The sequence below is a fragment of the Tenacibaculum litoreum genome (assembly GCF_964513915.1).
Classification (GTDB): domain Bacteria; phylum Bacteroidota; class Bacteroidia; order Flavobacteriales; family Flavobacteriaceae; genus Polaribacter; species Polaribacter litoreum.
The window spans coordinates 537,957-562,421 of record NZ_CAZEQS010000002.1; the positions used below are offsets into that span (position 1 = coordinate 537,957).

The following is a 24,465-nucleotide window of genomic DNA, read 5'->3' on the forward strand; positions in this document are numbered from 1 at the left end:
AAGTGTAAAATTTTTAAATATGAGTATTTTAAAAGATAAAAGTTATGAGTTTGCACTAGAGATAGTGAAGCTTTCGCAATATTTGGTTGCTGATAAAAAGGAATATGTTTTAAGTAAGCAACTTTTAAGAAGTGGTACAGCTATAGGGGCTTTAATACGAGAAGCTGAATTTGGACAAAGTAAAAAAGACTTTATTCATAAAATGAGTATTGCCTTAAAAGAAGCTAATGAAACCTTGTATTGGTTAGACCTTTTAAAGGATACCAAGTATATAGTTGAAGATACATATTCATCGTTGCATTCAATTTGTAAAGAATTAGTAGCAATGCTAGTAAGTTCAATAAAAACAGCAAAAAAATCATTATTATGAAACGATTTATAACTTTTATATTTCATGTAACAAAGAATTGGATAGTTTTGTGTTTTTCATTTTTTAATTTTCACTTAAAACAGAAATCAACTTTTCATTTTCCATTTTTCGCTTTACATTTAAAAAGGATATGCACTTTTAGTTTTTCACTTTTAGTTTTTCACTTTTCAAATGCGCAAGATCTACAGGAATATATAAACATTGCCTTAGAAAATAATCCAGAAGTACAACAGTTTGATACAAAGTATAAACGCATTTCTGAGAAAAAAGAAGAGGTAAATACATTCCCTAATACTGAGTTTGGAGCGGGGTATTTTGTAAGTACACCAGAAACACGTACAGGGCCGCAGCAATTTAAACTATCTGTAAAGCAAATGATTCCTTTTTTCGGAACTATAACAGCACGAGAAAACTATGTGTCTTCATTAGCTGATGCAGCTTATCAGGATATCGTGGTCGTAAAACGTAAACTAGTAACATCAGTAGCGCAGTCGTATTACAAACTTTATGAAGTTAAAGCGAAACAAAAGGTATTAGAAGAGAATATAGCGTTACTTGAAACCTATGAAAAGTTAGCGTTAACTTCTGTTGAGGTAGGAAAAGTATCTGCTGTAGATGTGTTAAGGTTACAAATAAGACAAAACGAGTTAGCACAACAAAAAGAAGTATTGCAAGAAACTTTTTTAGGAATGCAAAAAGCATTTAATAAATTATTGAATCAAGATGTTAATACATCAATTTCAGTGGTTGATAGTTTACAAATTCCGAAAGAAGCGGATAAAATACAACCAAGTACCTTAAAGTTGCATCCAGAATTGGTAAAGTTTGATAAGTTGTATACTTCTGTAGAAAAGTCTGAATTCTTAAACCAAAAAGATAAACAACCAATGATTGGTTTTGGGCTGGATTATGTAAGTGTTGGTAAGCGTACAGATATGAATGTGTTAGATAATGGAAAAGATATTGTAATGCCAATGGTATCGTTGTCAATTCCTATTTTTAATAAGAAGAATAAATCTATAAGCAAACAAAATAAGCTACAGCAAGAGGAAATTTTATCACAAAAGGAACAACGATATAATACGCTAGAGTCTGTATTATACAGAGCAGTTTCAGATAGAAAAGCATCTGTAATAAGTTATCAAACACAACTTAAAAATTTAGAGCAAGCTAAAAATGCAGAGCAAATTTTGGTAAAAAGTTACGAGACAGGAACTATAGATTTTAACGATGTGTTAGATATTCAAGAATTACAATTGAAGTTTCAAACGAATATGATAACATCAGAAGTAACTTATTATACACAAAGTACCATAATTAATTATTTAATTAAATAAGTATACTAAAATGGTAAATAGACACACATCATTAAAAATTAGAAAAATACATCGATACTTAGGGCTGTTTTTAGGAATTCAGTTTTTAATGTGGACGATAAGTGGATTGTATTTTAGTTGGACTAATATTGATGAAATTCATGGAGACCATTTGAAGAAAACTGAATTTAAACCTAAGGAATTTAATAACTTAATTAGTCCGTCGGAACTTAATATTTCTGAAGGAATCAAAACCATTGAGTTAAGAGATGTTAACAATGTTCCACATTATTGGGTAAATAAAAAGTATTTATACAATGGTTTAAATGGAAACTTAAAAGAAAGTATAACAAAAGAAGAAGCGCTGTATATAGCTAATAACTATATGAAAAGTGATCTTGAAGTTGCTTCAGTAGAACAAGTAAATCAAGTAGGAAAACATCATGAATACAGAGGGAAGTTGCTACCAGCTTACGTTATAACATACAAAGCAGACGAAAATATAAAAGCTTATGTATCTGTTAATGATGGAAAATTTCAAACTGTAAGACATCAAAGTTGGCGTTGGTTCGACTTTTTATGGATGACGCATACGATGGATTATGAAGGAAGAGATAATTTTAATACTACTGTTTTAAGGGTGTTTTCATTATTAGGTTTAATAACAGTATTAAGTGGTTTTTTATTATGGTATATCACATCGCCATCTATTAGAAAACTAGTAAAAAATAAAAATAAATAACAATGAAAAAATATATAATATACATAGTAATTTTAATTGCTGGTTTGTTCTTAGGATGGCTACTTTTTGGAGGTTCTTCAAAAAGTGAAGTAACTCATGACCACAATACAGCAGAAACAAGTAAAATGTGGACATGCTCTATGCACCCACAAATTATGCAACCAGAACCAGGAGACTGTCCTATTTGCGGAATGGATTTAATCCCTGCAGAAGTAGGAGCAGAAGGATTAGCAGCTAATCAGTTTAAATTAACTAAAAATGCAATGGCATTGGCTAATGTGCAAACAACTGTGATTGGTAATGCTATAAGTGCTGATAATACAATTACACTATCTGGAAAAATAGCAGAAAACGAAAAGTCAAATGCAGTACAAGTGAGTTATTTTGCAGGAAGAATAGAACGTTTAAATGTAAACTTTACAGGAGAAAAAATAAGAAAAGGTCAGTTGTTGGCAACAGTATATTCCCCTGAATTGGTAAAAGCACAACAAGAATTATTAACAGCAGCGTCAGTAAAAGAAAATCAGCCAGCGTTATACAAAGCGGTTAGAAATAAGCTAAAATTATGGAAGCTATCTGAAAATCAAATTAATCAAATTGAAAAAACAGGTAAAGTAAAAGAGAACTTCCCTGTATATGCCACAGTTTCTGGTACAGTATCAGAGAAATTGGTAGAGCAAGGAGATTATGTAAGCCAAGGACAAGCGTTATTGAAAATAGCTAATTTGAATTCGGTGTGGGCAAATTTTGACGTATATGAAAATCAAATCAGTAATTTTAAAGTAGGGCAAAATATATCAATTACTACAAATGCATACCCTAATGAAACTTTTAAAGCAAAAGTTTCGTTTATCGACCCTGTGTTAAATCAAGAAACACGCACAGTAACTATGCGTGCTGTTCTTAACAATAGCAAAGGAAAGTTTAAACCAGCTATGTTTGTTACAGGGAAAGTGGAAGCTACAGAAAAACAAACAGAACAACAATTGAGTATTCCGGCTACGGCAGTTTTATGGACGGGAAAACGTTCAGTTGTATATGTAAAACCTGACGCAAGTAAACCAGTTTTTGAAATGCGAGAAGTCGTGTTAGGAGGAAGAGCAGGAGAGAACTATTTAGTAGAGAAAGGGTTGAAGTCTGGAGAAGAAATTGTTACGAATGGAGTGTTTACAATAGATGCTTCAGCACAATTACAAGGGAAGAAGTCAATGATGAATCATACAAAAGAAATTATGGAATCTTTTAGTACATCAAAAAAGTTTAAAGAGCAATTACAAAAAGCCTATGAAGCCTATATCGTCTTAAAAGATGCTTTGGTAAAAACTGATGCAAATGCAGCAAAAACAAGTGCAGAAAATCTACAAAAAGACTTAACATTAGTTGATATGAAGTTGTTAACTAATGAAGAAGCTCATAAACAGTGGATGCAATTAGTTCCTACACTAAAGTCAAGTAACGCAGAAATTGCAAAAACTACAGATGTAGATGTACAACGAAAGTATTTTAAAGTATTATCAGAGCATTTTATTATGGCAGTTCAATCTTTCGGGATAAATGAGGTTACCTATAAACAATACTGTCCTATGGCTGATAGTGATAAAGGAGCTTATTGGTTAAGTAAAGAAAAACAAGTGTTAAATCCGTATTTTGGCGATATGATGTTAAAATGTGGTGAAGTAAAAGAAACAATTAATAATAATTAAATATCAATTCAAAATGAAAAAAGTAATCTTAGGAGTAGCTATGTTAGCTGCTATTGGTTTAGTAAGTTGTAAAAACGAAGCTAAAAAAGAAACAGAAACAAAAGAAGTGCAAACAGAGCAAACTTCTACTAAAGAGGTAGCGATGACAACGGCAACTTTTGGAGTAAGAGGTAACTGTGGAATGTGTAAAAACACAATTGAAAAGGCAGTAAATGGTGTTGATGGAGTAGCGTCAGCAGATTGGGATAAATTAAGAAAACAAATCAACGTATCGTTTGATGATTCTAAGACTAATTTAGATGCTATTCATAACGCAATTGCAGCATCTGGTTACGATACTGATAAAGTAGCAAGTAATGAAGAAGCTTATGGTAACTTACCAGGTTGTTGTCAATACGATCACAATATGGAAATGAGTTTAAAAGGTGATGTAAAAGCAGACGAAACGTCTAATCACTAATTCTAAAAAAAGTGTAACGATATAAACTTCGTTACACTTTTTTTCTTACTTTAATTATTACAACTAAATAACCAGCGTACTCCGTACGTATCAGTTATACTTCCAAATAAAATTCCCCAATAATTTCTTTTTAATGGATGGGCTATTGTTTTCTTTTTTGAAAAATTTGAATAGTACTTTCTTATCTCAGTTTCATTGTTGCTTTTTAAGAGGATAGAGATAGTGTTTCCTTTTATTAATTTATCCTCATCAAATAAATCAGTTCCCATTAATAAAATATTTTCCTTTTTAAGAATAGCTTGTAGAATATATTCTTTATAATTGTTAGGAAGATTTTTTGTTTTAGGAGATTCCTCTAAGGTTTGAAAATATAATTCACCACCCAAACAGTTTTGATAAAAAAGCATTGCTTCTCTACAGTTACCATTAAATGTAAGATACGTTATTAGTTGACTCATTATAATCTTTTACAAACTTTCAGTGTACTTTTTAAAGTTGTTTAAAATAGCTTGCCATCCCTCTTTTTGCATTTCAATAGAGTTTAGAGCTTCAGCATCAAAAACTGTTATAATTTCAGTGTAATTTTCTTTTTGTGAAAAGTTTGTTTTTGCTTTTCTGCCATCATCCATAGTATAAGAAATACACTTAAAAGGATTTACTTCATCGTAAGTGCCTACAAAGTCAAAACCAAAACTTCCATCTTTAGCCTCCATTCTTGATAAGAATTTTCCTCCAACTCTCAAATCGTTTTCAGCTTTAGTTGTATGCCAATCTTCAGAAGCAGTATTCCATGTTTTTATATGCTTTGGAGTTGTCCATATATCCCATATTTCGTTAGGGCTTCCCTTAACTGTAGTTTTTACTGTAATCTGTTCCATAATTTTAAGATGTTATTATTAATACTACAAAGATCAAGTTAATTCAAGTCTTTTCTTGGGTGGTATAACGCCGTTTTTAAGGGCTAATTACGACAATTTTATATATTTGTTTAATGAAAAATGTTTCTATTCTTGTTCCTGAATCTGCTGTAATAGAGTCTGTTGCTGATCCTCAGTACATGTTTTCTACAGCCAATAATTTTTTAATATCCAATAATAAAGAAGCTCTTTTTAAGGTTGCTCTTGTGGGGAGTAAAAAAGAGATTAGGTTTAATAACGGAATGTTTTCTGTTCATACAGATAAGTTGTTGCATGATGTTACTCAAACAGACCTTATTATAATACCAGCACTCTTTGGAGATATGAAAACTGCGGTTGAACTTAACAAAGAAGCTATCCCTTGGATTGTAAAACATTACAAAAAAGGAACCGAAGTAGCTTCCTTATGTGTGGGAGCATTTTTACTAGCTTCTACAGGAATTTTAAAAGGAAAGAAGTGTTCTACCCATTGGGCTTTTTATAATGAATTTCAAGAAACTTTTCCTGATGTTAAAATCGCCGATGGTAGTGTTATTACAGAAGAAAACGGGGTTTATTCTAGTGGAGGAGCAAACTCATATTGGAATTTATTATTATACCTTTTAGAAAAATATACTGATAGAGATACAGCTATTTTAGCATCTAAATATTTTGCAATTGATATTGATAGAGACAGTCAGTCAGCATTTACAATGTTTACAGGACAAAAAAATCATAATGACTTAGAGGTTATAAAAGTACAAGAGCATATAGAAGCAAATTATAAAGATAAGATAACAGTAGATGACATGGCAAGTTTAGTAGCTGTTAGTAGAAGAAGTTTTGAAAGACGTTTTAAACAAGCAACTAATAATACTATTATTCAATATCATCAGCGTGTAAAAGTTGAAGCCGCTAAAAGACATTTTGAGAGTACTAGAAAAAATATTACAGAAGTAATGTATGATGTAGGATACTCAGATACCAAAGCCTTTAGAAATGTTTTTAAAAAGATTACAGGACTTACACCAATTGAGTATAGAAACAAATATACTAAAGGAAATTAAGTCTTACTAGTATACTTATTAGGAGTCTTTATAATGAGTTAAGTGTTGATTATAAGTTTGTTAATTTGTGTTTTAGACCTTGAAATTTGCGCAGTTAAATAACTTCGCTTATATTAGCAGTCAAATAACTGCGTAATGAAATTAAGAAGAGACGTATTTCAAGCCATAGCCGACCCTACTCGTAGAGCTATTATTTCTTTACTAGCGCTTCAAGCAATGACGCCATCTGCAATAGCGAACAATTTTGAATATTCAAGGCAAACAATTTCTAAACACATACAAATACTATCAGAATGTGATATTCTAAAACAGGAACAAAAGGGTAGAGAGATATACTATCATTTAAATCCTGAAGGAATGAAGGAAATTGCTGCTTTTATTGAACCTTTCAGGAAGTTTTGGGATGAACGTTATAATAAGTTAGAATCTGTAATGAAGAATTATAAACAAAAAAAATAAAAATGGAACAGAAAACTAAAGTTGTAGCAGAAACAGGAAAACAAGAAATTATAATAACACGAATATTTGATTTGCCTGTAGAACATTTGTTTATGGCATATGTTGAACCTGAAATTATTGAGCAATGGATGGGAACAAAAGTTTTAAAATTAGAAAGTAAAACAAACGGAAGTTATCAGTTTGAAACGACAGATCCAGCAGGGAACAAACATTTGTTAAGAGGAGTTATTCATGAAATTACTCCTCAGAACAAAATTATTAGAACTTTTGAAATGGTAAGCATGTCTTTCGGTGTACAATTAGAAACGTTGGTGTTTGAAAAGTTAACAAACAATAGTAGTAAGTTAACCAAGAAAGTAGTTTATCAATCAGTAAAAGAAAGAGACGAAAACTTAAAATTTCCATTTAAACAAGGTATTAATTGGGCGCATCAGAGATTGGAAGAAGTTGTAGATAAACTATTAAAAGCATGAAAGTAAAAGACATCACATATTGGATTTTAACAATATTTCTCTCAATAGCTATGCTCGCAGGAGGTATTCAGCAGATGTTACAAATTGGCGGGTACAATGACATTATTAAAGCTTTAGGATATCCGTTATATATACTAAGTATTTTAGGTGTATGGAAAATACTAGGAGTAATTGTTATTCTAGCTCCTAAACTAATCTTATTAAAAGAATGGGCATATGCAGGCTTTTTCTTTGCTATGTCGGGAGCAGCGATATCTCATATTGTAGTAGAACAAAATTTTACAGAAGCATTACCATCTTTGATACTATTGGTAATTACAGTTTTATCTTGGGGTTTAAGGCCAGATAGTAGAAAAATAAAAAGAATTATAAAGTAAGTTTGCAATGGAGAAAGTTGATAAATACATAGAAAACATAAAAAAATGGAAGGAAGAAACAAAGCTGTTACGACAAGTTTGTTTGGATTGTGGTCTTGAAGAAAATTTTAAATGGATGCACCCTTGTTATACCTTTCAAGGAAAAAATATTGTATTGATTCATGGCTTTAAAGATTACTGTGCATTACTTTTTCATAAAGGTGCATTATTAAAAGATACAGATGAGGTTTTAATTCAACAAACAGAAAATGTACAATCAGCCCGTCAAATTAGATTTACAAAAACAGAGGAGATTATAGATTTAACATCAACTATTAAAAGATATATTTTCGAAGCGATAGAAGTTGAAAAAGCAGGTTTAAATGTGAAAACTAAGAAAACTTCAGAATTTGAAATGGTAAGTGAATTTAAAGGAGTATTGGAAGAAAATTTAGAAGTAAAAAAAGCTTTCGAAACACTAACACCAGGAAGACAAAGAAGTTATTTACTGTATTTTTCTCAAGCCAAACAATCAAAAACACGTTTATCGAGAATAGAAAAATCGATACCCAAAATGATTGAAGGTAAAGGGCATAATGAAAGATAATAAAGCTACCCAAATTTAGGTAGCTTTATAGAAACTTAGATGAAAACTAGATAAATTGTATTATTACATATTACGAAACCTTAGAGGTAGCGTGAAACATTTGTGTAGACACGGCAATACGATTCCAAATATTAATTTCTCCTATTTGTATAATAATTTGTGCTATTTCATTATCGCTGAAGTAACCTTTAAGCTTTTGGAAGGTTTCTTCTGTTAATCCATTGTTGCTTACTTGTGTTATTTCATCAGTAGCAGCTAATAAAGCTTTTTCTTCTTCAGAAAATAAAGGTGATTCTCTCCAAGCACTCAAAGCAAAAATTCTGTTTTGCGCTTCTCCATTTTTTAAAGCCTCCGTAGTATGCATTTCTATACAATAAGCACATGTGTTAATTTGTGAAGCTCTTATTTTTATAAGGTTTTTACTCTTTTTTGAAAGAGTTGTTGTTTCAAGGTATTTGTAAATTTCTAAGATTGCATTATAAGCATTAGGCTCTAATTCTTGAATGTTTAGTCTTTGTTTCATAATTTTTAATTTTATAAACCAAAGGTATTGTTCCTTGTAAAGTTAAAACTTAAGCCAGTTTAAGAAAGAGAGAATAATACTTTTCTATTAAAAACATTTGAACAAAATCAATTTGATTTTATATAGCGTGAAGGGTAGTTTTAGAGGGAAATGTTATAAAAATAAAACCCTGTTAGAAATCTAACAGGGTTTTTTGTGACCTCGGCAGGATTCAAACCTGCAACCTCTTGAGCCGTAATCAAGTGCACTATTCAGTTATGCTACGAGGCCGTTTTGCGGGTGCAAATATAAGAATGTTTTTTAAAATGTAAAGCAAAAAAATAATTTTTTTTCAAGCTTTTTAAATTATTTGTCAGCTTCTATTTGATGCTTAAAATCGTCAATAGTGCTTTGAGCTTTTTCAAGGTCTGACTCATAGATAAATACGTCAATAGAGTTACCTAAAGTTCCAAAACCAGCAACTCTTCCAGCTTCTTTATTATCTTTTACTAAATATGGAACTTCAATTTCATTAAGTAATTGACTTAGTCTGTTCACAAAGATTTGAGATCCAGAGAAAACTTTAATATGCTTGTTCATAATGGTAAATTTTAATCCAACGAATTTATTGTAACATAAGCACGCCATCCAATAATAGCCAATTGAAATTTTGATGCTTTAGATATATCCAATTCCTTTTTTGTAAAGGAAGGTAGTAGAGCCTTGTTTAGTTTGGCTAAAAACTTAAAAAAACTTTTTTTCATTAGTAGTTGATTCTACTATCAAAAATAACGAAAAATAATTTGTTATGATAAGAAAAACTAAACTTTACTTAGTTTAAAATGAAAAGCATAAGCTAAGGTTAGTCAATTTCTTAAAAGATAAATTCCAGTAATATATAGGTGATTTTAATGGTTATTAAAATTAGTTTTAAAGCAAGTATAATCATGTTAGAATCATGTGTTTTTAGTTAGTAAATAATGATGAATTCCGGAATTGTTTTTTCAATATATGTGAAAGGAAATATTACAACCAAACTTTTGAATCTAATTTTATTAGATTGGGTATGAATTTAAATATATAAAAACACTATTAGTTTTAATTTATAACCTTATAATCTATGTTTAAGTTGTTAAATGAAACATAAAAGTATCTTATTAGTCATATTTAGTAAGGTTTTAAAGGAGCTTTTTTTGCAGAATTTGAAAAGTAAAGGAAAAAGGATCTTTAAAGTAAGCAGTTTTTAGGTGTTTCATTTCTTCAGAAAGAAAAAAATAAGTTTTTCGTAATAAATGTTTGGTACTATTTTGATAGGAGATATATTTGCAATTTAAAATAAATCTAAATAAATATAATGAAATTTTACATAGTAGTAGCAGCTTTATTTTTAATCTTCGGAGTATCAGCTCAGTCTAGTTTAAAAGGGAAAATAAAGGATGAACAAGGTCAACCAATTTATGGGGTTAATATTCATATTTCAGAACTTCAAAAAGGTACAACCTCTAATGAAAATGGAGGCTTTATATTAAAAAACATAAAAGAAGGAACTTTTAAGGTAACTTTTAGCATGGTAGGTTTCAAAACAGAAGTAAGAAAAATAGCATTTACTCAAAACAACACTGTGGAGATTTTACAAACATTAAAGGAAGATTCGGAGAGTTTAAGCGAAGTTGTTGTTTCAGCTAGTAGACGTTCAGAATATCTTTCAGAGATACCAGCATCAATTACTGTTGTCAACCAAAAACAATTAGCAGACTTATCAAACTCAACAACTAATATCAATGAAATTTTAGAATTTACTGTTCCAGGTTTAGCTGTGTCTACAGGAACCTTTTCTAACTGGGGACAAACATTACGTGGTCGTTCTTTATTAGTTATGATTGATGGTGTTCCTCAATCTACTCCTTTACGTAATGGTCAATTAGGAATAAAATCTGTAAGCCCTAACGATATTAGTCGTGTAGAAGTAATAAAAGGGGCAACCTCTATTTTTGGAAATGGAGGAAATGGAGGTTTTATTAACTACATAACAAAAAAGCCTAATAGTGGAAAAAAAATTGAAGGGACTACTAATATTTGGGGCACTTCTAACTTAACAAAGACGAAAGATGCTTTAGGATTCGGAGCTTATCAATCGTTACGAGGAAAAATAGATAAGTTTAATTACTATGTAAGTGGTAGTTATGAGGAAACAGGAAATAAATACGATGCAGACGGTAAGGTTATACTTCCTACTTATGGATTAGATAATACAAGAATTTATACAGCTTTAGCTAAGTTAGAGTATGAAATATCTGATAGACAAAAAATAAGTATTGGAGGAAACTTGTATAATTCTTTACAAGACACACCATTTATACCTGTTCTTGGATCTTTTGAAGTGTATAATGAAAATGGAGACTATACCTTAACACCTGGTTATGGTATGGAAGGATCTGTCGAAGGGCAAGAACCTACCGGATCTAAACTCTACAATGGAAATTTGAAATATGATTTAAATTCTATTTTTGATGGTACAACAGATTTTACAGCTGATGTGTATTATCAAAAAACAAAAAACATATTCTTTTATTCAGATAAGTTTGAAAACGGAGGTCAATCAGTAATTAATGCAGAAAAGTATGGTTTAAGGCCAAATTTTAACACTACACTTACCCCAAATGAATCAACAGAGATTTCATTAACCTATGGTTTAGATTTGTTAAAAGATAAAACCAATCAAGGATTGTTAGATGGTAGATTATGGGTGCCAAATATTGATATGTTTAGTTGGGCACAATACATACAATCTACAGTGAAATTTAATGATGAATGGGTTTTAAAAGCAGGGTTAAGATATGACGATATGAATCTTACAATAGATGATTATAATACGTTACCATATTCACCTTTAGGTGATGGTAATTTTAATCCTTCAGTAGCAGTAGAAGGAGGTAAACTAGGATTTGATAATTTAGCGTTTAATGCAGGTGTAAGATATATTAAACACCAAGAGTTTATTCCTTACGTAAGTTACTCTCAAGGTTTTTCAATTGCTGATTTAGGTTCTGTTTTACGCTCAGCAAAAGCAGATAGTGTTGAGGATATTCAATTAGAACCAGCAGTAACTAAAAATTATGAGTTTGGATTTTTATCAAAGTTCAAAAATTTTAGATTAGAAGCCGTAGGATATTACAGTGTTTCAAATTTAGGTACAGGGGTTGCGTTTGATGAAAATATAAATTCTTTTGTGCCGTCTAAAAAACCACAGAATATTTATGGAGGAGAAATAGCAATAGATTATACTGCTTTTGATAGTAAATTAAAAGTAGGAACATCGTATTCTTATGTTGAAGGTTTGACTCATGATGTAGGAGATGAAAATAATTTAACTTATTTAGGAGGTGATGTAATTGCTGCTCCAAAATTAACAGCTTATGTAACTTGGATTCCAACAAACAAAATTAGTACCTCTTTACGAATGACTAATTTGGGAGATAGAAATCGATTTAACCCGTATTTAGATGCAAACGATAATTATACTTTTAGACACACACAGTTTCCTGTAGAAGGATATACTTTACTTAATTGGTCAATGAATTATAAGTTACAAGAAAATATATCGGTTTCATTAGCTGTAAATAACTTGTTAAACGAATATTATTTACCAGCAAGATCACAATGGGCAGCACCTTTAAGAACTTTTACAGGAACTGGAGAAGGGACAAATGCTAAATTAAGTGTGTTGTATAATTTCTAAAATAATTGACAACATCTTACATTTGCAAAATTAAAAACCCAGTGCCTATTAAATTATAGGTTCTGGGTTTTAAAAATAGGAGGTACCAATTGCAGCAGATACATAAAATAATTTGGAAAATACACCTATGGCTAGGTCTTAGCTGTGGGGTTATTGCTTCTTTTTCTGGGTTAACAGGAGCATTGTATGTTTGGCAGCCAGAAATAACTTCATTACTGAATCCGAAATTATTAAAGGTTGAAGATTTTTCTAAAATAAACGAAAAAACAATTTTAAGTTCTGCTTATTTTTTAGCTACACAGAATGAAGGAGAAGTAAGTAAAGTTTTTTTGCCTTATAGAGAGCAGCAAACAATTTCAATAAATTACAAAGACGGCAAAACATTGTATTATCATCCTGAAACAAGAGTTTTTTTAGGTGAAAAATCGATGTCTATACAGTTTTTTGAAACACTCCTGAAGTTACACCGTACGTTAGGAGTACCTACAATTGGGAAGTATATTATGGGAACAAGTACCCTATTGTTCTGTTTCTTTTTATTAACAACAGGATTTTATATGTGGTGGAAAGCATATAAAAACAATTTGTCAAAAGGGTTCACGATGAAGTGGAAGCCCAAAAAGAAACGATTTTACTTCAATCTACATAAAGTATTCGGAATTTATTTTTTGTTGCCTTTGTTAGTAATAGCCTTTACAGGAGGCTACTTCACTTATTATAAAACCTATAAATCAGCTTTGTCTATTTTTAATAATTCAGATAAAATTGTATTGGATGAAGAAGCAAAGCAAGAAAAGATATCTTCATTAGAAGAAGCAGTTCTGCAAACTGATGGAAAATATGCTTTAAGAGCTATTTATTACCCGAAAGATAGCTTAGGAGTATATAAACTTAGGTACATAAAAGATCGATTTATCAAAGCAGGATTTAGAAAGACAAAAGAAATGGAATTAAATCCGCAAGGTAAATTACGAACACTATCAAGTTTTGATTTCGATTCCAATAATAATCGAATAGCGGCACAATTTTATCCAATACATATAGGAGAAATAGCAGGAATATTGGGTAGGTTTTTAGTGTTTGTTTCTGGTTTAGTGCCTTTGGTGTTATTAATAACAGGTTTTAAAGTTTATAGTGCAAAACGTAAGAGGTTAAAGAAATAAATTAATTACGGTTTTGTTGGTTCAGGAGCTTGAATTTGTTTTCATTTTTGCTTGGTAAAAACCTTATCTTCGCCAAAAAATATTTTATGAGCATTCTATACATTATTATTGGTTTAACGTTGTTGGTTTTAGGAGGAAATTGGCTGTTAAAAGCGGCGGTAGGTTTGTCACTTAAACTACATATACCAAAAATAGTAATAGGTATGACAGTAGTGTCGTTTGCAACATCGGCACCAGAATTAATTGTAAGTATAAAATCTGCTTTAGACGGAGCCACAGGGCTAGCAGTAGGAAATGTTATTGGGTCTAATATTGCAAACCTAGGTTTAGTATTAGGTATAACAGTAATACTATCTTCAATTGATGTAGAAAAAAGTTTTTATAAGACTGATTGGCCAGTAATGATGATTGCTTCTGTAATGCTGTATTTTTTTATAGTGAATGATAAAACCATTCAGTTTTATGAAGGAGCTATCTTATTTGGAATGTTGGTAGTGTTTTTAATCTATTTATTACGTTTTCAAAAACAAGCTGTTGTTGATGAAATGCCTGAAGATGATGAAGAACTACCGCTATACAAAATAGTATTATTCTTAGCAGTTGGAGGAGTTGGTTTATGGGGAGGTTCAGAATTGTTAATTAATGGTTCGGTAACTTTAGCCAAGAACATAGGTGTTAGTGATGCTATAATTGGAGTAACTGTAGTATCTGTTGGGACAAGTGTTCCAGAATTGGCTGCATCAATTATTGCTGTATTAAAGAAAGAAAAAGCTATCTCATTAGGAAACCTTGTAGGATCTAATGTGTTTAATATTTTAGCCGTTTTAGGTATTACAGCAATGATTACGCCTGTAGAGGTAAAACCAGACGCCTATAGTTTGATTAATAATGATATTTATTGGATGCTAGGAGTTTCGTTTGCTATACTACCTCTAGTATTTATTCCAAAAGGATTACGTTTAGGGTGGAGAGATGGAATTATTTTGTTAGGAACGTATGCAACTTTTATCTATTTAACAATTTCGTAAAAAACGAATTAGTCATAAAATAAAAAAAGCCGCAATTTTGCGGCTTTTTTAGTTGTGTTGTTGTGTTTGTTAATTATATGTTGGCACCTTTTACGGTTTCTATAATTCTTCCAGCTACTTTGTAAGGGTCAGCATTCGAAGCAGGTCTTCTGTCTTCTAACCAACCTTTCCATCCTTTTTCTACAGTAATAATAGGAATACGGATTGAAGCACCTCTATCAGAAACACCATAACTAAAGTCAGATACGTGAGCAGTTTCATGTAAACCAGTTAAACGTTCGTCATTATTAGCTCCGTAAACATCAATATGTTCTTCTGTAACAGGTCTAAAAGCTTCACAAATCTTTTCGTAAGTTTCTTGAGAACCACAAGTTCTTAATATAGTGTTAGAGAAGTTTGCGTGCATACCAGAACCATTCCAATCTCCTTTTACTGGTTTTGGATGATATTCAATATAGTAACCATATTTTTCAGTTAAACGATCTAGTAAATAACGAGCAACCCAAATTTCATCACCTGCTTTTTTAGCACCTTTAGCAAATAATTGGAACTCCCATTGTCCTGGAGCAACTTCTTGATTAATTCCTTCAAAGTTTAAACCAGCTTCAATACATAAGTCAGCATGCTCCTCAACAAAATCTCTTCCCCAAGTGTATCTTCCACCTACAGAACAGTAGTATTTTCCTTGAGGTCCAGGGAATCCACCACGTGGGAACCCTAAAGGTAAATCAGTTTTAGTATCCATTAAGAAATACTCTTGCTCAAAACCAAACCAAAAATCATTATCGTTGTCGTCAATTTTTGCACGTGCATTAGATGCATGTGGAGTACCATCAGCATTTAAAACTTCAGACATTACTAAGAATCCATTTTTTCTAGTAGGGTCAGGATAAATAGCAACAGGCTTAAGTAAACAGTCAGAAGCACCTCCAGAAGCTTGTTCTGTAGAACTTCCATCAAAAGACCACATAGGACAGTCTTTTAATTCACCACTAAAATTTTCTTCAACTTTAGTTTTACTACGCATGTTTTGAGTTGGTTCATGACCATCTAACCAAATGTATTCTAATTTTGATTTACTCATGATTTTTGTTTTTGTGTTGTTATCGAGTTAATTACGGGGCAAAATTGAGTATTTTTTGTTAAAGGGCAAAATTTTTAGGGTATTTTTTATTTAAAATTAACTTTAAAATAATTTAACCCCTATTTTTTTAGGGGTGTTTGATTTAAAAATGTATTTTTGAGTGTCTAATTTAATACTTTATTATATGTCAACTTTAAGATTCAGTGCTTTACAAGAGGTTTTACATAGAGAAACAGTTGTAGTAGAAGAGAACGAACGTCGTTCAGAATTGTTTGGTAAAAATGTTTTTAACGAGCAAGCAATGCGTCAATATATGACCAAAGAAGCATACCAAAGCGTAATGGATGCTATTGAGTTTGGAACTAAGATTGATAGAAAAACTGCTGATCAGATTGCAGTGAGTATGAAAGACTGGGCTTTATCTAAAGGAGCCACTCATTATACACATTGGTTTCAACCGCTAACGGGATCTACGGCAGAAAAACACGATGCCTTTTTTGAAACTGTTGAAGGAGGAGGAGCAATGGAAAAGTTTGATGGAGGTCAATTAGTACAGCAAGAACCAGACGCGTCTAGTTTTCCTAATGGAGGGATTCGAAATACGTTTGAAGCTCGTGGGTATACCGCTTGGGATCCAACATCTCCAGCGTTTATATATGGTACAACTTTATGTATTCCAACAGTTTTTGTAGCATATACAGGTGAAGCATTAGATAATAAAGCGCCGTTATTAAGAGCATTACAAGCAGTTGATACAGCAGCCACAGCAGTTTGTAAATATTTTGATAAGAATGTAAGTAAAGTAAATGCAACCTTAGGTTGGGAACAAGAGTACTTTTTAATTGATACAGCTTTAGCTGCTGCGCGTCCTGATATTATGATGACAGGAAGAGCGTTGTTAGGACATGCTCCAGCTAAAGGACAACAATTAGATGATCATTACTTTGGGTCAATACCTACCAGAGTATTAAACTTTATGCGTGATTTAGAACATGAATGTATGTTGTTAGGAGTGCCTGTTAAAACACGACATAATGAGGTAGCACCGAACCAGTTTGAGTTAGCGCCAATTTTTGAAGAAGCAAACTTAGCGGTAGATCACAATTCATTATTAATGGATGTGATGGAAAAAGTATCACAACGACATAAATTTAAGGTGTTATTTCATGAAAAGCCATTTGCAGGAATCAATGGTTCAGGAAAACACAACAACTGGAGTTTATCTACCAATACAGGAGTTAATTTATTAAGTCCGGGTAAAACTCCGATGAAAAACTTACAATTCTTAACCTTTTTTGTGAATACCATCAAAGCAGTTCATGATTACGAAGAATTAATCAGAGCATCGATAGCAAGTGCTAGTAACGATCATCGTTTAGGGGCTAATGAAGCACCACCAGCCATTATATCGGTTTTTATTGGAACACAATTATCATCGGTATTAGATGAATTAGAGAACGTTACCAAAGGAAAATTATCACCAGAAGAAAAGACTGATTTAAAATTAAACATTGTAGGGAAGATTCCTGAAATTTTATTAGATAACACCGATAGAAATAGAACTTCACCTTTTGCTTTTACAGGAAATAAGTTTGAGTTACGTGCGGTAGGTTCATGGTCTAACTGTGCAGGTCCTATGACTGTACTGAATACTATTATTGCCAAACAATTAAATGAGTTTAAAGAGGAAGTAGATAAGTTAATTGACACAAAAAAGCTTAAAAAAGACGAGGCTATTTTTAATGTATTGAGAGAATATATTAAAGCATCAAAGAATATCCGATTTGAAGGAGATGGATACGGAGAAGCTTGGGAAAAGGAGGCAAAGAAAAGAGGCTTATCAAATAATAAAACAACTCCAGAAGCATTAAAAGCAAAAGTTTCTAAAAAAGCAATAGCCCTTTTTGAAGAAATGGGAGTGATGAATAAGGTTGAGGTAGAAGCTCGTCATGAAATTGAACTAGAAGAATATTCAAAGAAAATACAAATTGAAAGTAGAGTGTTAGGTGACATTGCGAGAAATCATGTGATACCGATTGCTATTCAATACCAAAATACTTTGATAGAAAATGTAAGAGGACTGAAAGAAATTTTTGGAAATAATTTTGAGAAATACGCTAACGAACAAATCGATTTAATCCAGAAAATATCTAATCATATTGCTGAAATCAATTCTAAAATAGAAGATATGATTGAAGAGCGTAAGAAAGCCAATAAGCTAGAAGGACAAAAAAATGCAGATGCTTACTGCAACAAAGTGAAACCTTATTTTGATGAAATTCGTTATCACTGCGACAAGCTAGAATTGATGGTAGATGATAATTTATGGCCTTTAACTAAGTACAGAGAATTATTGTTTACAAGATAGTTAATGAAGAACGAATTAAACTTTGAGAGAACCAATTCTAAAGATGAGAATTTTGTTAGTTTGGTACAAGAACTAGATACGTACCTCTCTGGAGTTAATGGAAGTCAAGATGAGTTTTTTAGACAGTTTAATACCATAGAAGCATTACCTTATGTAATTGTAGGTTATATAGGAACAATACCTGTAGGCTGTGGAGCATTTAAAATAGTTGAAGATAAAACAGTAGAGGTAAAACGAATGTACGTCAAACCAACATGTAGAGGAAAACATATAGCAACACGTATTTTAAATGAGCTAGAAGAATGGGCAAGACAAGAGCAGTTTGACACAATTATTTTAGAAACAAGTAAAACTATGGAGCCTGCGGTAAACCTGTATCAAAGAAATGGGTACATTGTTATACCTAACTATGAGCCCTATAAAGAGGTGTCGTCAAGTATTTGCTTTAAAAAACAATTGTCAAGTATGTAATAATGGTAAGTATAGAAAAACTCACTCAAAGCCATTGGCAAGAAGTAGCAACCATATTTAAGGAAGGAATCCAGACTAAAAATGCTACTTTTAGAACTCAAGTTCCTAGTTGGGAAGAATGGAATGCGTCACACTATCAACACTCTCGGTTTATTGCTGTGGAAGTAAATGAAGTAGTAGGTTGGTGTGCCATAGCCCCAGTATCAACAAGATTTGAATATAGAGGAGTAGCAGAAGTAAGTGTATATGTGAAACAAGGAGTGGTAGGGAAAGGAATAGGGAGTTTATTGATGGAAGATGTTATAAAATCTTCAGAAGAAAATGGTATTTGGACTTTGTATTCAAGTCTATTTCCCGAAAACGAAGCAAGTGTTAAGTTACATCTTAAATACGGTTTTCGAAAGATAGGATACCGAGAAAAAATAGCACAGTTAGATGGAGTTTGGAGAGATACCGTTTTGTATGAAAGACGAAGTAAAAAACAACAATTACTTTGATAGTTTACTGTTTTTAAAGTAATTTCGCGGCAACAACAACACAACACATGAGTAACGAAGTATCTAAACGCTACGCACAACGCGGAGTATCGGCATCTAAAGAAGATGTACACAACGCTATCAAGAATATTGATAAGGGATTATTTCCAAAAGCTTTCTGTAAAATTGTTCCAGATTATTTAACGAACGATGAGGACTATTGTTTAATCATGCATGCAGATGGAGCAGGAACGAAAAGTTCTTTAGCATACATGTACTGGAAAGAAACAGGAGATATCTCGGTATGGAAAGGTATTGCTCAAGATGCTTTAATCATGAATATTGATGATTTATTGTGTGTAGGAGCTACTGATAATATTATGTTATCTTCTACGATTGGGCGTAACAAAAGCAATATTCCAGGAGAAGTTTTATCGGCAATTATCAATGGAACAGAAGAGTTGATTGCTGAATTAAAAGAATTCGGAGTTACGATTCATTCAACAGGTGGAGAAACTGCTGATGTAGGAGACTTAGTACGTACCATTATTGTAGATTCTACAGTAACTGCTCGTATGAAGCGTGCTGATGTAATTGATAATGCAAACATCAAAGAAGGAGATGTAATTGTTGGTTTAGAATCTTTCGGACAAGCTACTTACGAGAAAGAATATAACGGAGGTATGGGAAGTAACGGATTAACTTCTGCACGTCACGATGTATTTCATAAATATTTAGCAGAGAAATATCCAGAAAGTTTTGATGCTTCAGTACCGTCTGATTTAGTGTATTCAGGAAATACAAAATTGACAGATGAAGTAGCAGATTCACCAATTGACGCTGGTAAGTTAGTGTTGTCACCAACAAGAACCTATGCGCCAATTATCAAAGAAATTTTATCAAAATTCTCTTCGAAAGAGGTACATGGAATGATTCACTGTTCTGGAGGAGCACAAACTAAAATTTTACATTTTGTAGATAATCTACATATTGTAAAGGATAATATGTTTCCAATTCCGCCATTATTTAAATTGATACAAGAGCAATCAAAAACAGATTGGAAAGAAATGTATCAAGTATTTAACTGTGGACACCGAATGGAGTTATACGTGTCTCCTGAAGTAGCAGAAGATATCATTGCAATTTCAAAATCGTTCAATGTAAATGCACAGGTTGTTGGTAGGGTAGAAAAATCTGATAAAAAGCAACTAACTATTAAAAGTGAATTCGGAACTTTTGAGTATTAAATTTTCTTAAAAAAGAAATAAAATAACAACTTTTTTATGTTGGTAAAAATGTAAAAAGCTAATTTTTAGTTTTTTACATTTTTTTTTGGTTGACTTTATGACTTTAATCATGTTTTAAGTTGTTTTTTTTGAGTTGTTTTATAAGTGTCTTATTAATCGCTAAATTCTCAGTAAAACAATGAAATCAACAACACACAGCACACCTAAAAAAGTAGTCACACGAGACGAAGCATTACAAGCTTCACTTATTTATTTTAACAACGATGATTTGGCAGCAAGCGTTTGGTTAAATAAATATGCGTTAAAAGATTCTGAAGGAAATATTTACGAAAGTACTCCAGATGATATGCATCGTAGAATTGCCAAAGAACTTGCACGAATTGAAAAAAAATATGCAAACCCGCTAACAGAATCAGAAATATATGAAGTAATAAAAAACTTTAAATATATAGTGCCACAAGGAAGTCCGATGGCAGGAATAGGGAATCCGTTTCAAATAGCATCACTTTCTAATTGTTTTGTAATAGGAAACGAAGGAGATTCAGATTCGTATGGAGGTGTTATGAAGATAGATCAAGAGCAAGTACAGCTCATGAAAAGAAGAGGAGGTGTAGGACACGATTTATCACATATAAGACCAAAAGGCTCACCCGTAAAAAATTCAGCATTAACATCCACAGGAATTGTTCCGTTTATGGAGCGTTATTCAAACTCAACACGAGAGGTTGCCCAAGATGGTCGTAGAGGAGCATTGATGTTGTCGGTGTCTATCAATCATCCAGATTCAGAAGACTTTATTGATGCTAAACTAGAACAAGGAAAAGTAACTGGAGCTAATGTTTCAGTAAGAATAGACGATGCTTTTATGAAAGCAGTGAAAAAAGGAGATACGTATACGCAGAAATATCCTGTTTTCAGTAAAAATCCGAAGTATTCAAAAACGATTGAAGCTAAAGAACTATGGAAAAAAATAGTGCATAATGCATGGCAATCTGCCGAACCAGGAATCTTGTTTTGGGATACTATAATTAATGAATCGGTACCTGACTGTTATGCCGATTTAGGTTATAAAACGGTATCAACCAATCCTTGTGGAGAAATTCCATTATGTCCTTATGATTCGTGTCGTCTGTTAGCAATTAACTTGTTTTCATATGTAGAAAACCCGTTTACCAAAAAGGCAACTTTTAATTTTAAACTGTTTAAAAAGCATATTGTCATTGCTCAGCGAATGATGGATGATATTATTGATTTAGAATTAGAAAAAATAGATAAAATTTTAGAGAAAATTGATGCAGACCCAGAGTTAGATGAAGTAAAAGCGACAGAGAAAAGCCTTTGGCTAAATATTAGGAAGAAAGCCTATGAAGGAAGAAGAACAGGAATTGGAATTACGGCTGAAGGAGATATGTTGGCAGCATTAGGAATTAGATATGGAAGCAAAGAAGGAAATGAGTTTTCGGTAAAAGTCCATAGAGCATTAGGAATAGAAACATATAGAGCGTCAGTAAACTTAGCTAAAGAAAGAGGGGCGTTTTCAATATTTGATGCAGAAAGAGAAAAAAACAATCCGTTTATTTTACGTTTAAAAGAAGCTGATAGCAAGTTGTATTATGAAATGTTAGAGTATGGGCGCAGAAATATAGCGTTACTAACCATTGCTCCAACAGGTACTACGAGTTTAATGACACAAACATCTTCAGGGATAGAGCCAGTATTTATGCCTGTATATAAACGTAGGAAAAAAGTTAATCCTAATGATAAAGGAGTACGTGTAGATTTTGTAGATGAGGTAGGAGATTCTTGGGAGGAATACGTGGTTTTTCATCACCGATTTAAACAATGGATGGAAGTAAATGGGATTGACGTTTCTAAAAATTTTTCACAAAAAGAGTTAGATAAGTTGGTAAAGCAATCGCCATATTACAAAGCAACTTCTAACGATGTAGACTGGTTGAGTAAAGTAACGATGCAAGGAGCTGTACAAAAGTGGGTGGATCATTCTATTAGTGTAACTATTAATTTACCGAACGATGTTAGCGAAGAGTTGGTAGGAGAGTTGTATTTAAAAGCTTGGGAGGTAGGTTGCAAAGGAGTTACGGTGTATAGAGATGGATCAAGATCGGGGGTGTTGATAGCAAATGATGAGAAAAAAGAGCAGAATGATAAGTTGACATCATTTCCAATCAAGCGCCCACAAGTGTTAGAAGCAGATGTAGTTCGTTTTCAAAACCAAAAAGAAAAATGGATTGCTTTTATTGGGTTAGTGGATGACAAACCGTATGAAATTTTTACTGGTTTAGCTGACGATGAAGACGGAATTTTATTACCACGTTGGGTAGAAAAAGGTTTTATTATAAAAAACAGAAATGAAGATGGAAGTTCGCGTTATGATTTTCAGTATAAAAATAAACGTGGTTATAAAACTACAATAGAAGGATTATCACATAAGTTTAATCCAGAATTTTGGAATTACGCTAAGTTGTTTTCAGGAACCCTACGTCATGGAATGCCAATTGATAAAATAGTAAAACTAATTCAGAGTTTACAGTTAGATAGTGAATCGATTAATACTTGGAAAAATGGTGTAGTAAGAGCCTTAAAGCGTTATGTTGAAGATGGTACAAAAGTAAAGGGGCAAACGTGTGAAAATTGTAAATCAGATAATTTGGTGTATCAAGAAGGCTGTTTAACGTGTAATGATTGCGGAACATCCAAATGCGGATAAAAAATAGTATAGCTTATAAATCCTCAGTAAAGCCTGAGGGTTTTTTTTGCTATTGATTACAATAATTATTTACAAGTGTAATTCTATCTAGCATTTCCCATGTTTGATGTGTGAAGTCTTTTGGAGAAAACTTGAATAAGAGTATTAATTTTTCTTGCTTTTTACAAAAATGACTTTCCACTAACACGTTTAAACTAATTGGCTTTTTAGTAGTAAATCGATCGTAAGTTTTAATTTTTCCTACAAAAAGGGCACGCTCTTTTTTTATAAATAAAGCAACAGTTTTATGCTCTTTTAATTCTTTGGATGTATGTACTTTCATTAAACCATCAAAATATTTTTGTAGGTCAGTTTCTAAGTCATTTGTGGTGATTTGTGATTTTTTGTCAATGCTCCAAGCAAAAGTGTACGACCAAAAGTTAGGGTGATGTACGCTAGACCAACCTATTGGAGGAAACCGAGCTTCCTCATAACCCTGATAGTTTATACTAGGAGCGAAACTTATAGGAAACTTGAAAATTTCCTTCTCCCAAGAACCGTCAAGGTTAATTAAGTTTACTTCTTTAGTTTCTTGACCGTAAAGGTTTATTGAGCAAAGAAATAATAAATAAGCGAGAGCAATAAAGTTGTTTTTCATTGTATGCGTTTTTTAACTCTGAGTAAAACTATTGCAGTAATTGAAGAAAAGTGTCAAAAAAAAGTAAAAGAAGTGTCAATAATTGTAAAAAAGAGTGAATATAAAATGTCTTTCCTTGCTTTACTTAGTTATTTAGCTTTTTAAACACAAAATCAATCGAAAATTCATCGTTGGCAACTGTAGCTTTTAGGTGATTTTTATCTTTCCAATAACGAATAGAAGTAGGGAATTCGTTTTGTTTGTTTTCCGCAGTAAAAGAAGTATCTGTTTGTTGAGTAATAGCAAAGAAGGTAGGGGTTTCATTAACTCCTGTAACTTGTAAAAAAAGAGAATCATTCTTAGTAACGATGTGTAAAACCTCTTTAAAAACGGTGTCTTGTTTTTGCAAAGTAAAACCAATTCCAGAAAAATCATCATACCAAAACTCGTAAGTTTTTTTATCAGCTTCGTTATTAATACGTTCCCATGTACCAAACAACCAAGTTGGTTTTTTTATTTTCTTTTCTTGTTGACAAGAAAAAAGTAGTATACAAGTGAAAAATAAGATTAAAATTCGCATAACAAAAGCCTTTA

At 32.0% G+C, this 24,465-nt stretch carries 26 protein-coding genes and 1 tRNA gene; 18 read left to right on the forward strand and 9 right to left on the reverse strand.

Annotated features, from left to right (window positions below; translation table 11 throughout):
* Positions 1 to 19 precede the first annotated feature (19 nt).
* The 5 genes from ACKTTR_RS03810 to ACKTTR_RS03830 are packed head-to-tail and all read left to right on the forward strand — an operon-like array spanning position 20 to position 4,591.
* Positions 20 to 370 carry a four helix bundle protein gene (locus ACKTTR_RS03810; protein ID WP_330487385.1) on the forward strand — a complete coding sequence of 117 codons (351 nt, stop codon included), beginning with the start codon at positions 20 to 22 and terminating at the stop codon, positions 368 to 370.
* The gene (locus tag ACKTTR_RS03815; RefSeq protein ID WP_408026601.1) at positions 367 to 1,707 is read left to right on the forward strand and encodes a TolC family protein; all 1,341 of its coding nucleotides are present in this window, start codon (positions 367 to 369) and stop codon (positions 1,705 to 1,707) included. Before ACKTTR_RS03810 ends, ACKTTR_RS03815 begins: the two co-directional genes overlap by 4 nt.
* A gap of 10 nt (positions 1,708 to 1,717) precedes the next feature.
* The gene (locus ACKTTR_RS03820) at positions 1,718 to 2,428 is read left to right on the forward strand and encodes a PepSY domain-containing protein (RefSeq protein WP_408026602.1); all 711 of its coding nucleotides are present in this window, start codon (positions 1,718 to 1,720) and stop codon (positions 2,426 to 2,428) included.
* Positions 2,429 to 2,430: 2 nt separating this feature from the next.
* Positions 2,431 to 4,131, forward strand: coding sequence for an efflux RND transporter periplasmic adaptor subunit (locus ACKTTR_RS03825; protein WP_408026603.1), 1,701 nt, complete (start codon positions 2,431 to 2,433; stop codon positions 4,129 to 4,131).
* A gap of 13 nt (positions 4,132 to 4,144) precedes the next feature.
* Positions 4,145 to 4,591 (forward strand): heavy-metal-associated domain-containing protein, encoded by a 447-nt coding sequence (locus tag ACKTTR_RS03830; protein ID WP_408026604.1) that lies wholly within the window; start codon positions 4,145 to 4,147, stop codon positions 4,589 to 4,591.
* A 50-nt stretch (positions 4,592 to 4,641) separates the two neighbouring features.
* Here the strand turns inward: ACKTTR_RS03830 and ACKTTR_RS03835 are convergent, their stop codons facing one another.
* Both ACKTTR_RS03835 and ACKTTR_RS03840 read right to left on the reverse strand, forming a co-directional pair.
* Positions 4,642 to 5,049 carry a VOC family protein gene (locus ACKTTR_RS03835; RefSeq protein ID WP_408026605.1) on the reverse strand — a complete coding sequence of 136 codons (408 nt, stop codon included), beginning with the start codon at positions 5,047 to 5,049 and terminating at the stop codon, positions 4,642 to 4,644.
* Positions 5,050 to 5,058: 9 nt separating this feature from the next.
* A complete protein-coding gene (locus ACKTTR_RS03840) occupies positions 5,059 to 5,469 on the reverse strand; it encodes an SRPBCC family protein (RefSeq protein ID WP_408026606.1) in 411 nt (136 codons plus the stop codon).
* A gap of 113 nt (positions 5,470 to 5,582) precedes the next feature.
* Between ACKTTR_RS03840 and ACKTTR_RS03845 the strand changes: the two genes are divergently transcribed.
* The 5 genes from ACKTTR_RS03845 to ACKTTR_RS03865 all read left to right on the forward strand — a co-directional run bounded on the left by ACKTTR_RS03845 (position 5,583) and on the right by ACKTTR_RS03865 (position 8,449).
* Positions 5,583 to 6,554: a GlxA family transcriptional regulator gene (locus ACKTTR_RS03845; RefSeq protein WP_408026607.1), complete on the forward strand. Its 972-nt coding sequence runs from the start codon at positions 5,583 to 5,585 to the stop codon at positions 6,552 to 6,554.
* Between the two features lie 135 nt (positions 6,555 to 6,689).
* Positions 6,690 to 7,013, forward strand: a complete 324-nt coding sequence (locus ACKTTR_RS03850) for an ArsR/SmtB family transcription factor (RefSeq protein WP_408026608.1) — start codon at positions 6,690 to 6,692, stop codon at positions 7,011 to 7,013.
* Positions 7,014 to 7,015: 2 nt separating this feature from the next.
* Positions 7,016 to 7,486: an SRPBCC domain-containing protein gene (locus tag ACKTTR_RS03855; RefSeq protein ID WP_408026609.1), complete on the forward strand. Its 471-nt coding sequence runs from the start codon at positions 7,016 to 7,018 to the stop codon at positions 7,484 to 7,486.
* A complete protein-coding gene (locus tag ACKTTR_RS03860; protein ID WP_408026610.1) occupies positions 7,483 to 7,863 on the forward strand; it encodes a DoxX family protein in 381 nt (126 codons plus the stop codon). The genes ACKTTR_RS03855 and ACKTTR_RS03860 overlap by 4 nt, the downstream gene beginning before the upstream one ends.
* Positions 7,864 to 7,870: 7 nt before the next feature.
* On the forward strand, positions 7,871 to 8,449 hold the full coding sequence (locus tag ACKTTR_RS03865; protein ID WP_408026611.1) for a YdeI/OmpD-associated family protein: 579 nt from the start codon (positions 7,871 to 7,873) through the stop codon (positions 8,447 to 8,449).
* A gap of 70 nt (positions 8,450 to 8,519) precedes the next feature.
* On the opposite strand, the gene ACKTTR_RS03870 is transcribed toward ACKTTR_RS03865, so the two are convergent.
* The 4 genes from ACKTTR_RS03870 to ACKTTR_RS03885 all read right to left on the reverse strand — a co-directional run bounded on the left by ACKTTR_RS03870 (position 8,520) and on the right by ACKTTR_RS03885 (position 9,715).
* Positions 8,520 to 8,972 (reverse strand): carboxymuconolactone decarboxylase family protein, encoded by a 453-nt coding sequence (locus tag ACKTTR_RS03870; protein ID WP_408026612.1) that lies wholly within the window; start codon positions 8,970 to 8,972, stop codon positions 8,520 to 8,522.
* Between the two features lie 196 nt (positions 8,973 to 9,168).
* A tRNA-Arg gene (locus ACKTTR_RS03875) sits at positions 9,169 to 9,242 on the reverse strand.
* A 75-nt stretch (positions 9,243 to 9,317) separates the two neighbouring features.
* Positions 9,318 to 9,551 (reverse strand): putative signal transducing protein, encoded by a 234-nt coding sequence (locus ACKTTR_RS03880; RefSeq protein ID WP_408026613.1) that lies wholly within the window; start codon positions 9,549 to 9,551, stop codon positions 9,318 to 9,320.
* Between the two features lie 11 nt (positions 9,552 to 9,562).
* Positions 9,563 to 9,715 carry an SsrA-binding protein gene (locus ACKTTR_RS03885; RefSeq protein WP_099215251.1) on the reverse strand — a complete coding sequence of 51 codons (153 nt, stop codon included), beginning with the start codon at positions 9,713 to 9,715 and terminating at the stop codon, positions 9,563 to 9,565.
* Positions 9,716 to 10,305: 590 nt separating this feature from the next.
* Between ACKTTR_RS03885 and ACKTTR_RS03890 the strand changes: the two genes are divergently transcribed.
* The 3 genes from ACKTTR_RS03890 (at position 10,306) to ACKTTR_RS03900 (ending at position 14,881) form a co-directional block, all read left to right on the forward strand.
* The gene (locus tag ACKTTR_RS03890; RefSeq protein WP_408026614.1) at positions 10,306 to 12,690 is read left to right on the forward strand and encodes a TonB-dependent receptor; all 2,385 of its coding nucleotides are present in this window, start codon (positions 10,306 to 10,308) and stop codon (positions 12,688 to 12,690) included.
* A gap of 89 nt (positions 12,691 to 12,779) precedes the next feature.
* Positions 12,780 to 13,853, forward strand: coding sequence for a PepSY-associated TM helix domain-containing protein (locus ACKTTR_RS03895; protein WP_408026615.1), 1,074 nt, complete (start codon positions 12,780 to 12,782; stop codon positions 13,851 to 13,853).
* A gap of 86 nt (positions 13,854 to 13,939) precedes the next feature.
* Positions 13,940 to 14,881 carry a calcium/sodium antiporter gene (locus tag ACKTTR_RS03900; protein WP_408026616.1) on the forward strand — a complete coding sequence of 314 codons (942 nt, stop codon included), beginning with the start codon at positions 13,940 to 13,942 and terminating at the stop codon, positions 14,879 to 14,881.
* 73 nt (positions 14,882 to 14,954) lie between these two features.
* On the opposite strand, the gene ACKTTR_RS03905 is transcribed toward ACKTTR_RS03900, so the two are convergent.
* Entirely contained in the window at positions 14,955 to 15,965 is a 1,011-nt protein-coding gene (locus tag ACKTTR_RS03905) for a glutamine synthetase beta-grasp domain-containing protein (RefSeq protein ID WP_408026617.1), read from the reverse strand.
* A 184-nt stretch (positions 15,966 to 16,149) separates the two neighbouring features.
* Here ACKTTR_RS03905 and ACKTTR_RS03910 point away from each other — a divergent pair, with 184 nt between their 5' ends.
* The 5 genes from ACKTTR_RS03910 (at position 16,150) to ACKTTR_RS03930 (ending at position 23,255) form a co-directional block, all read left to right on the forward strand.
* On the forward strand, positions 16,150 to 18,333 hold the full coding sequence (locus tag ACKTTR_RS03910) for a glutamine synthetase III family protein (RefSeq protein ID WP_408026618.1): 2,184 nt from the start codon (positions 16,150 to 16,152) through the stop codon (positions 18,331 to 18,333).
* Between the two features lie 3 nt (positions 18,334 to 18,336).
* Positions 18,337 to 18,804, forward strand: coding sequence for a GNAT family N-acetyltransferase (locus ACKTTR_RS03915; protein ID WP_408026619.1), 468 nt, complete (start codon positions 18,337 to 18,339; stop codon positions 18,802 to 18,804).
* 2 nt (positions 18,805 to 18,806) lie between these two features.
* The gene (locus ACKTTR_RS03920; RefSeq protein ID WP_408026620.1) at positions 18,807 to 19,301 is read left to right on the forward strand and encodes a GNAT family N-acetyltransferase; all 495 of its coding nucleotides are present in this window, start codon (positions 18,807 to 18,809) and stop codon (positions 19,299 to 19,301) included.
* Between the two features lie 47 nt (positions 19,302 to 19,348).
* Entirely contained in the window at positions 19,349 to 20,527 is a 1,179-nt protein-coding gene (locus ACKTTR_RS03925) for an AIR synthase related protein (protein ID WP_408026621.1), read from the forward strand.
* Positions 20,528 to 20,705: 178 nt separating this feature from the next.
* On the forward strand, positions 20,706 to 23,255 hold the full coding sequence (locus tag ACKTTR_RS03930; protein WP_408026622.1) for an adenosylcobalamin-dependent ribonucleoside-diphosphate reductase: 2,550 nt from the start codon (positions 20,706 to 20,708) through the stop codon (positions 23,253 to 23,255).
* Between the two features lie 49 nt (positions 23,256 to 23,304).
* On the opposite strand, the gene ACKTTR_RS03935 is transcribed toward ACKTTR_RS03930, so the two are convergent.
* Positions 23,305 to 23,892: a hypothetical protein gene (locus ACKTTR_RS03935; protein ID WP_408026623.1), complete on the reverse strand. Its 588-nt coding sequence runs from the start codon at positions 23,890 to 23,892 to the stop codon at positions 23,305 to 23,307.
* Between the two features lie 124 nt (positions 23,893 to 24,016).
* Positions 24,017 to 24,451, reverse strand: coding sequence for a hypothetical protein (locus ACKTTR_RS03940; RefSeq protein WP_408026624.1), 435 nt, complete (start codon positions 24,449 to 24,451; stop codon positions 24,017 to 24,019).
* Between the last annotated feature and the right edge of the window lie 14 nt (positions 24,452 to 24,465).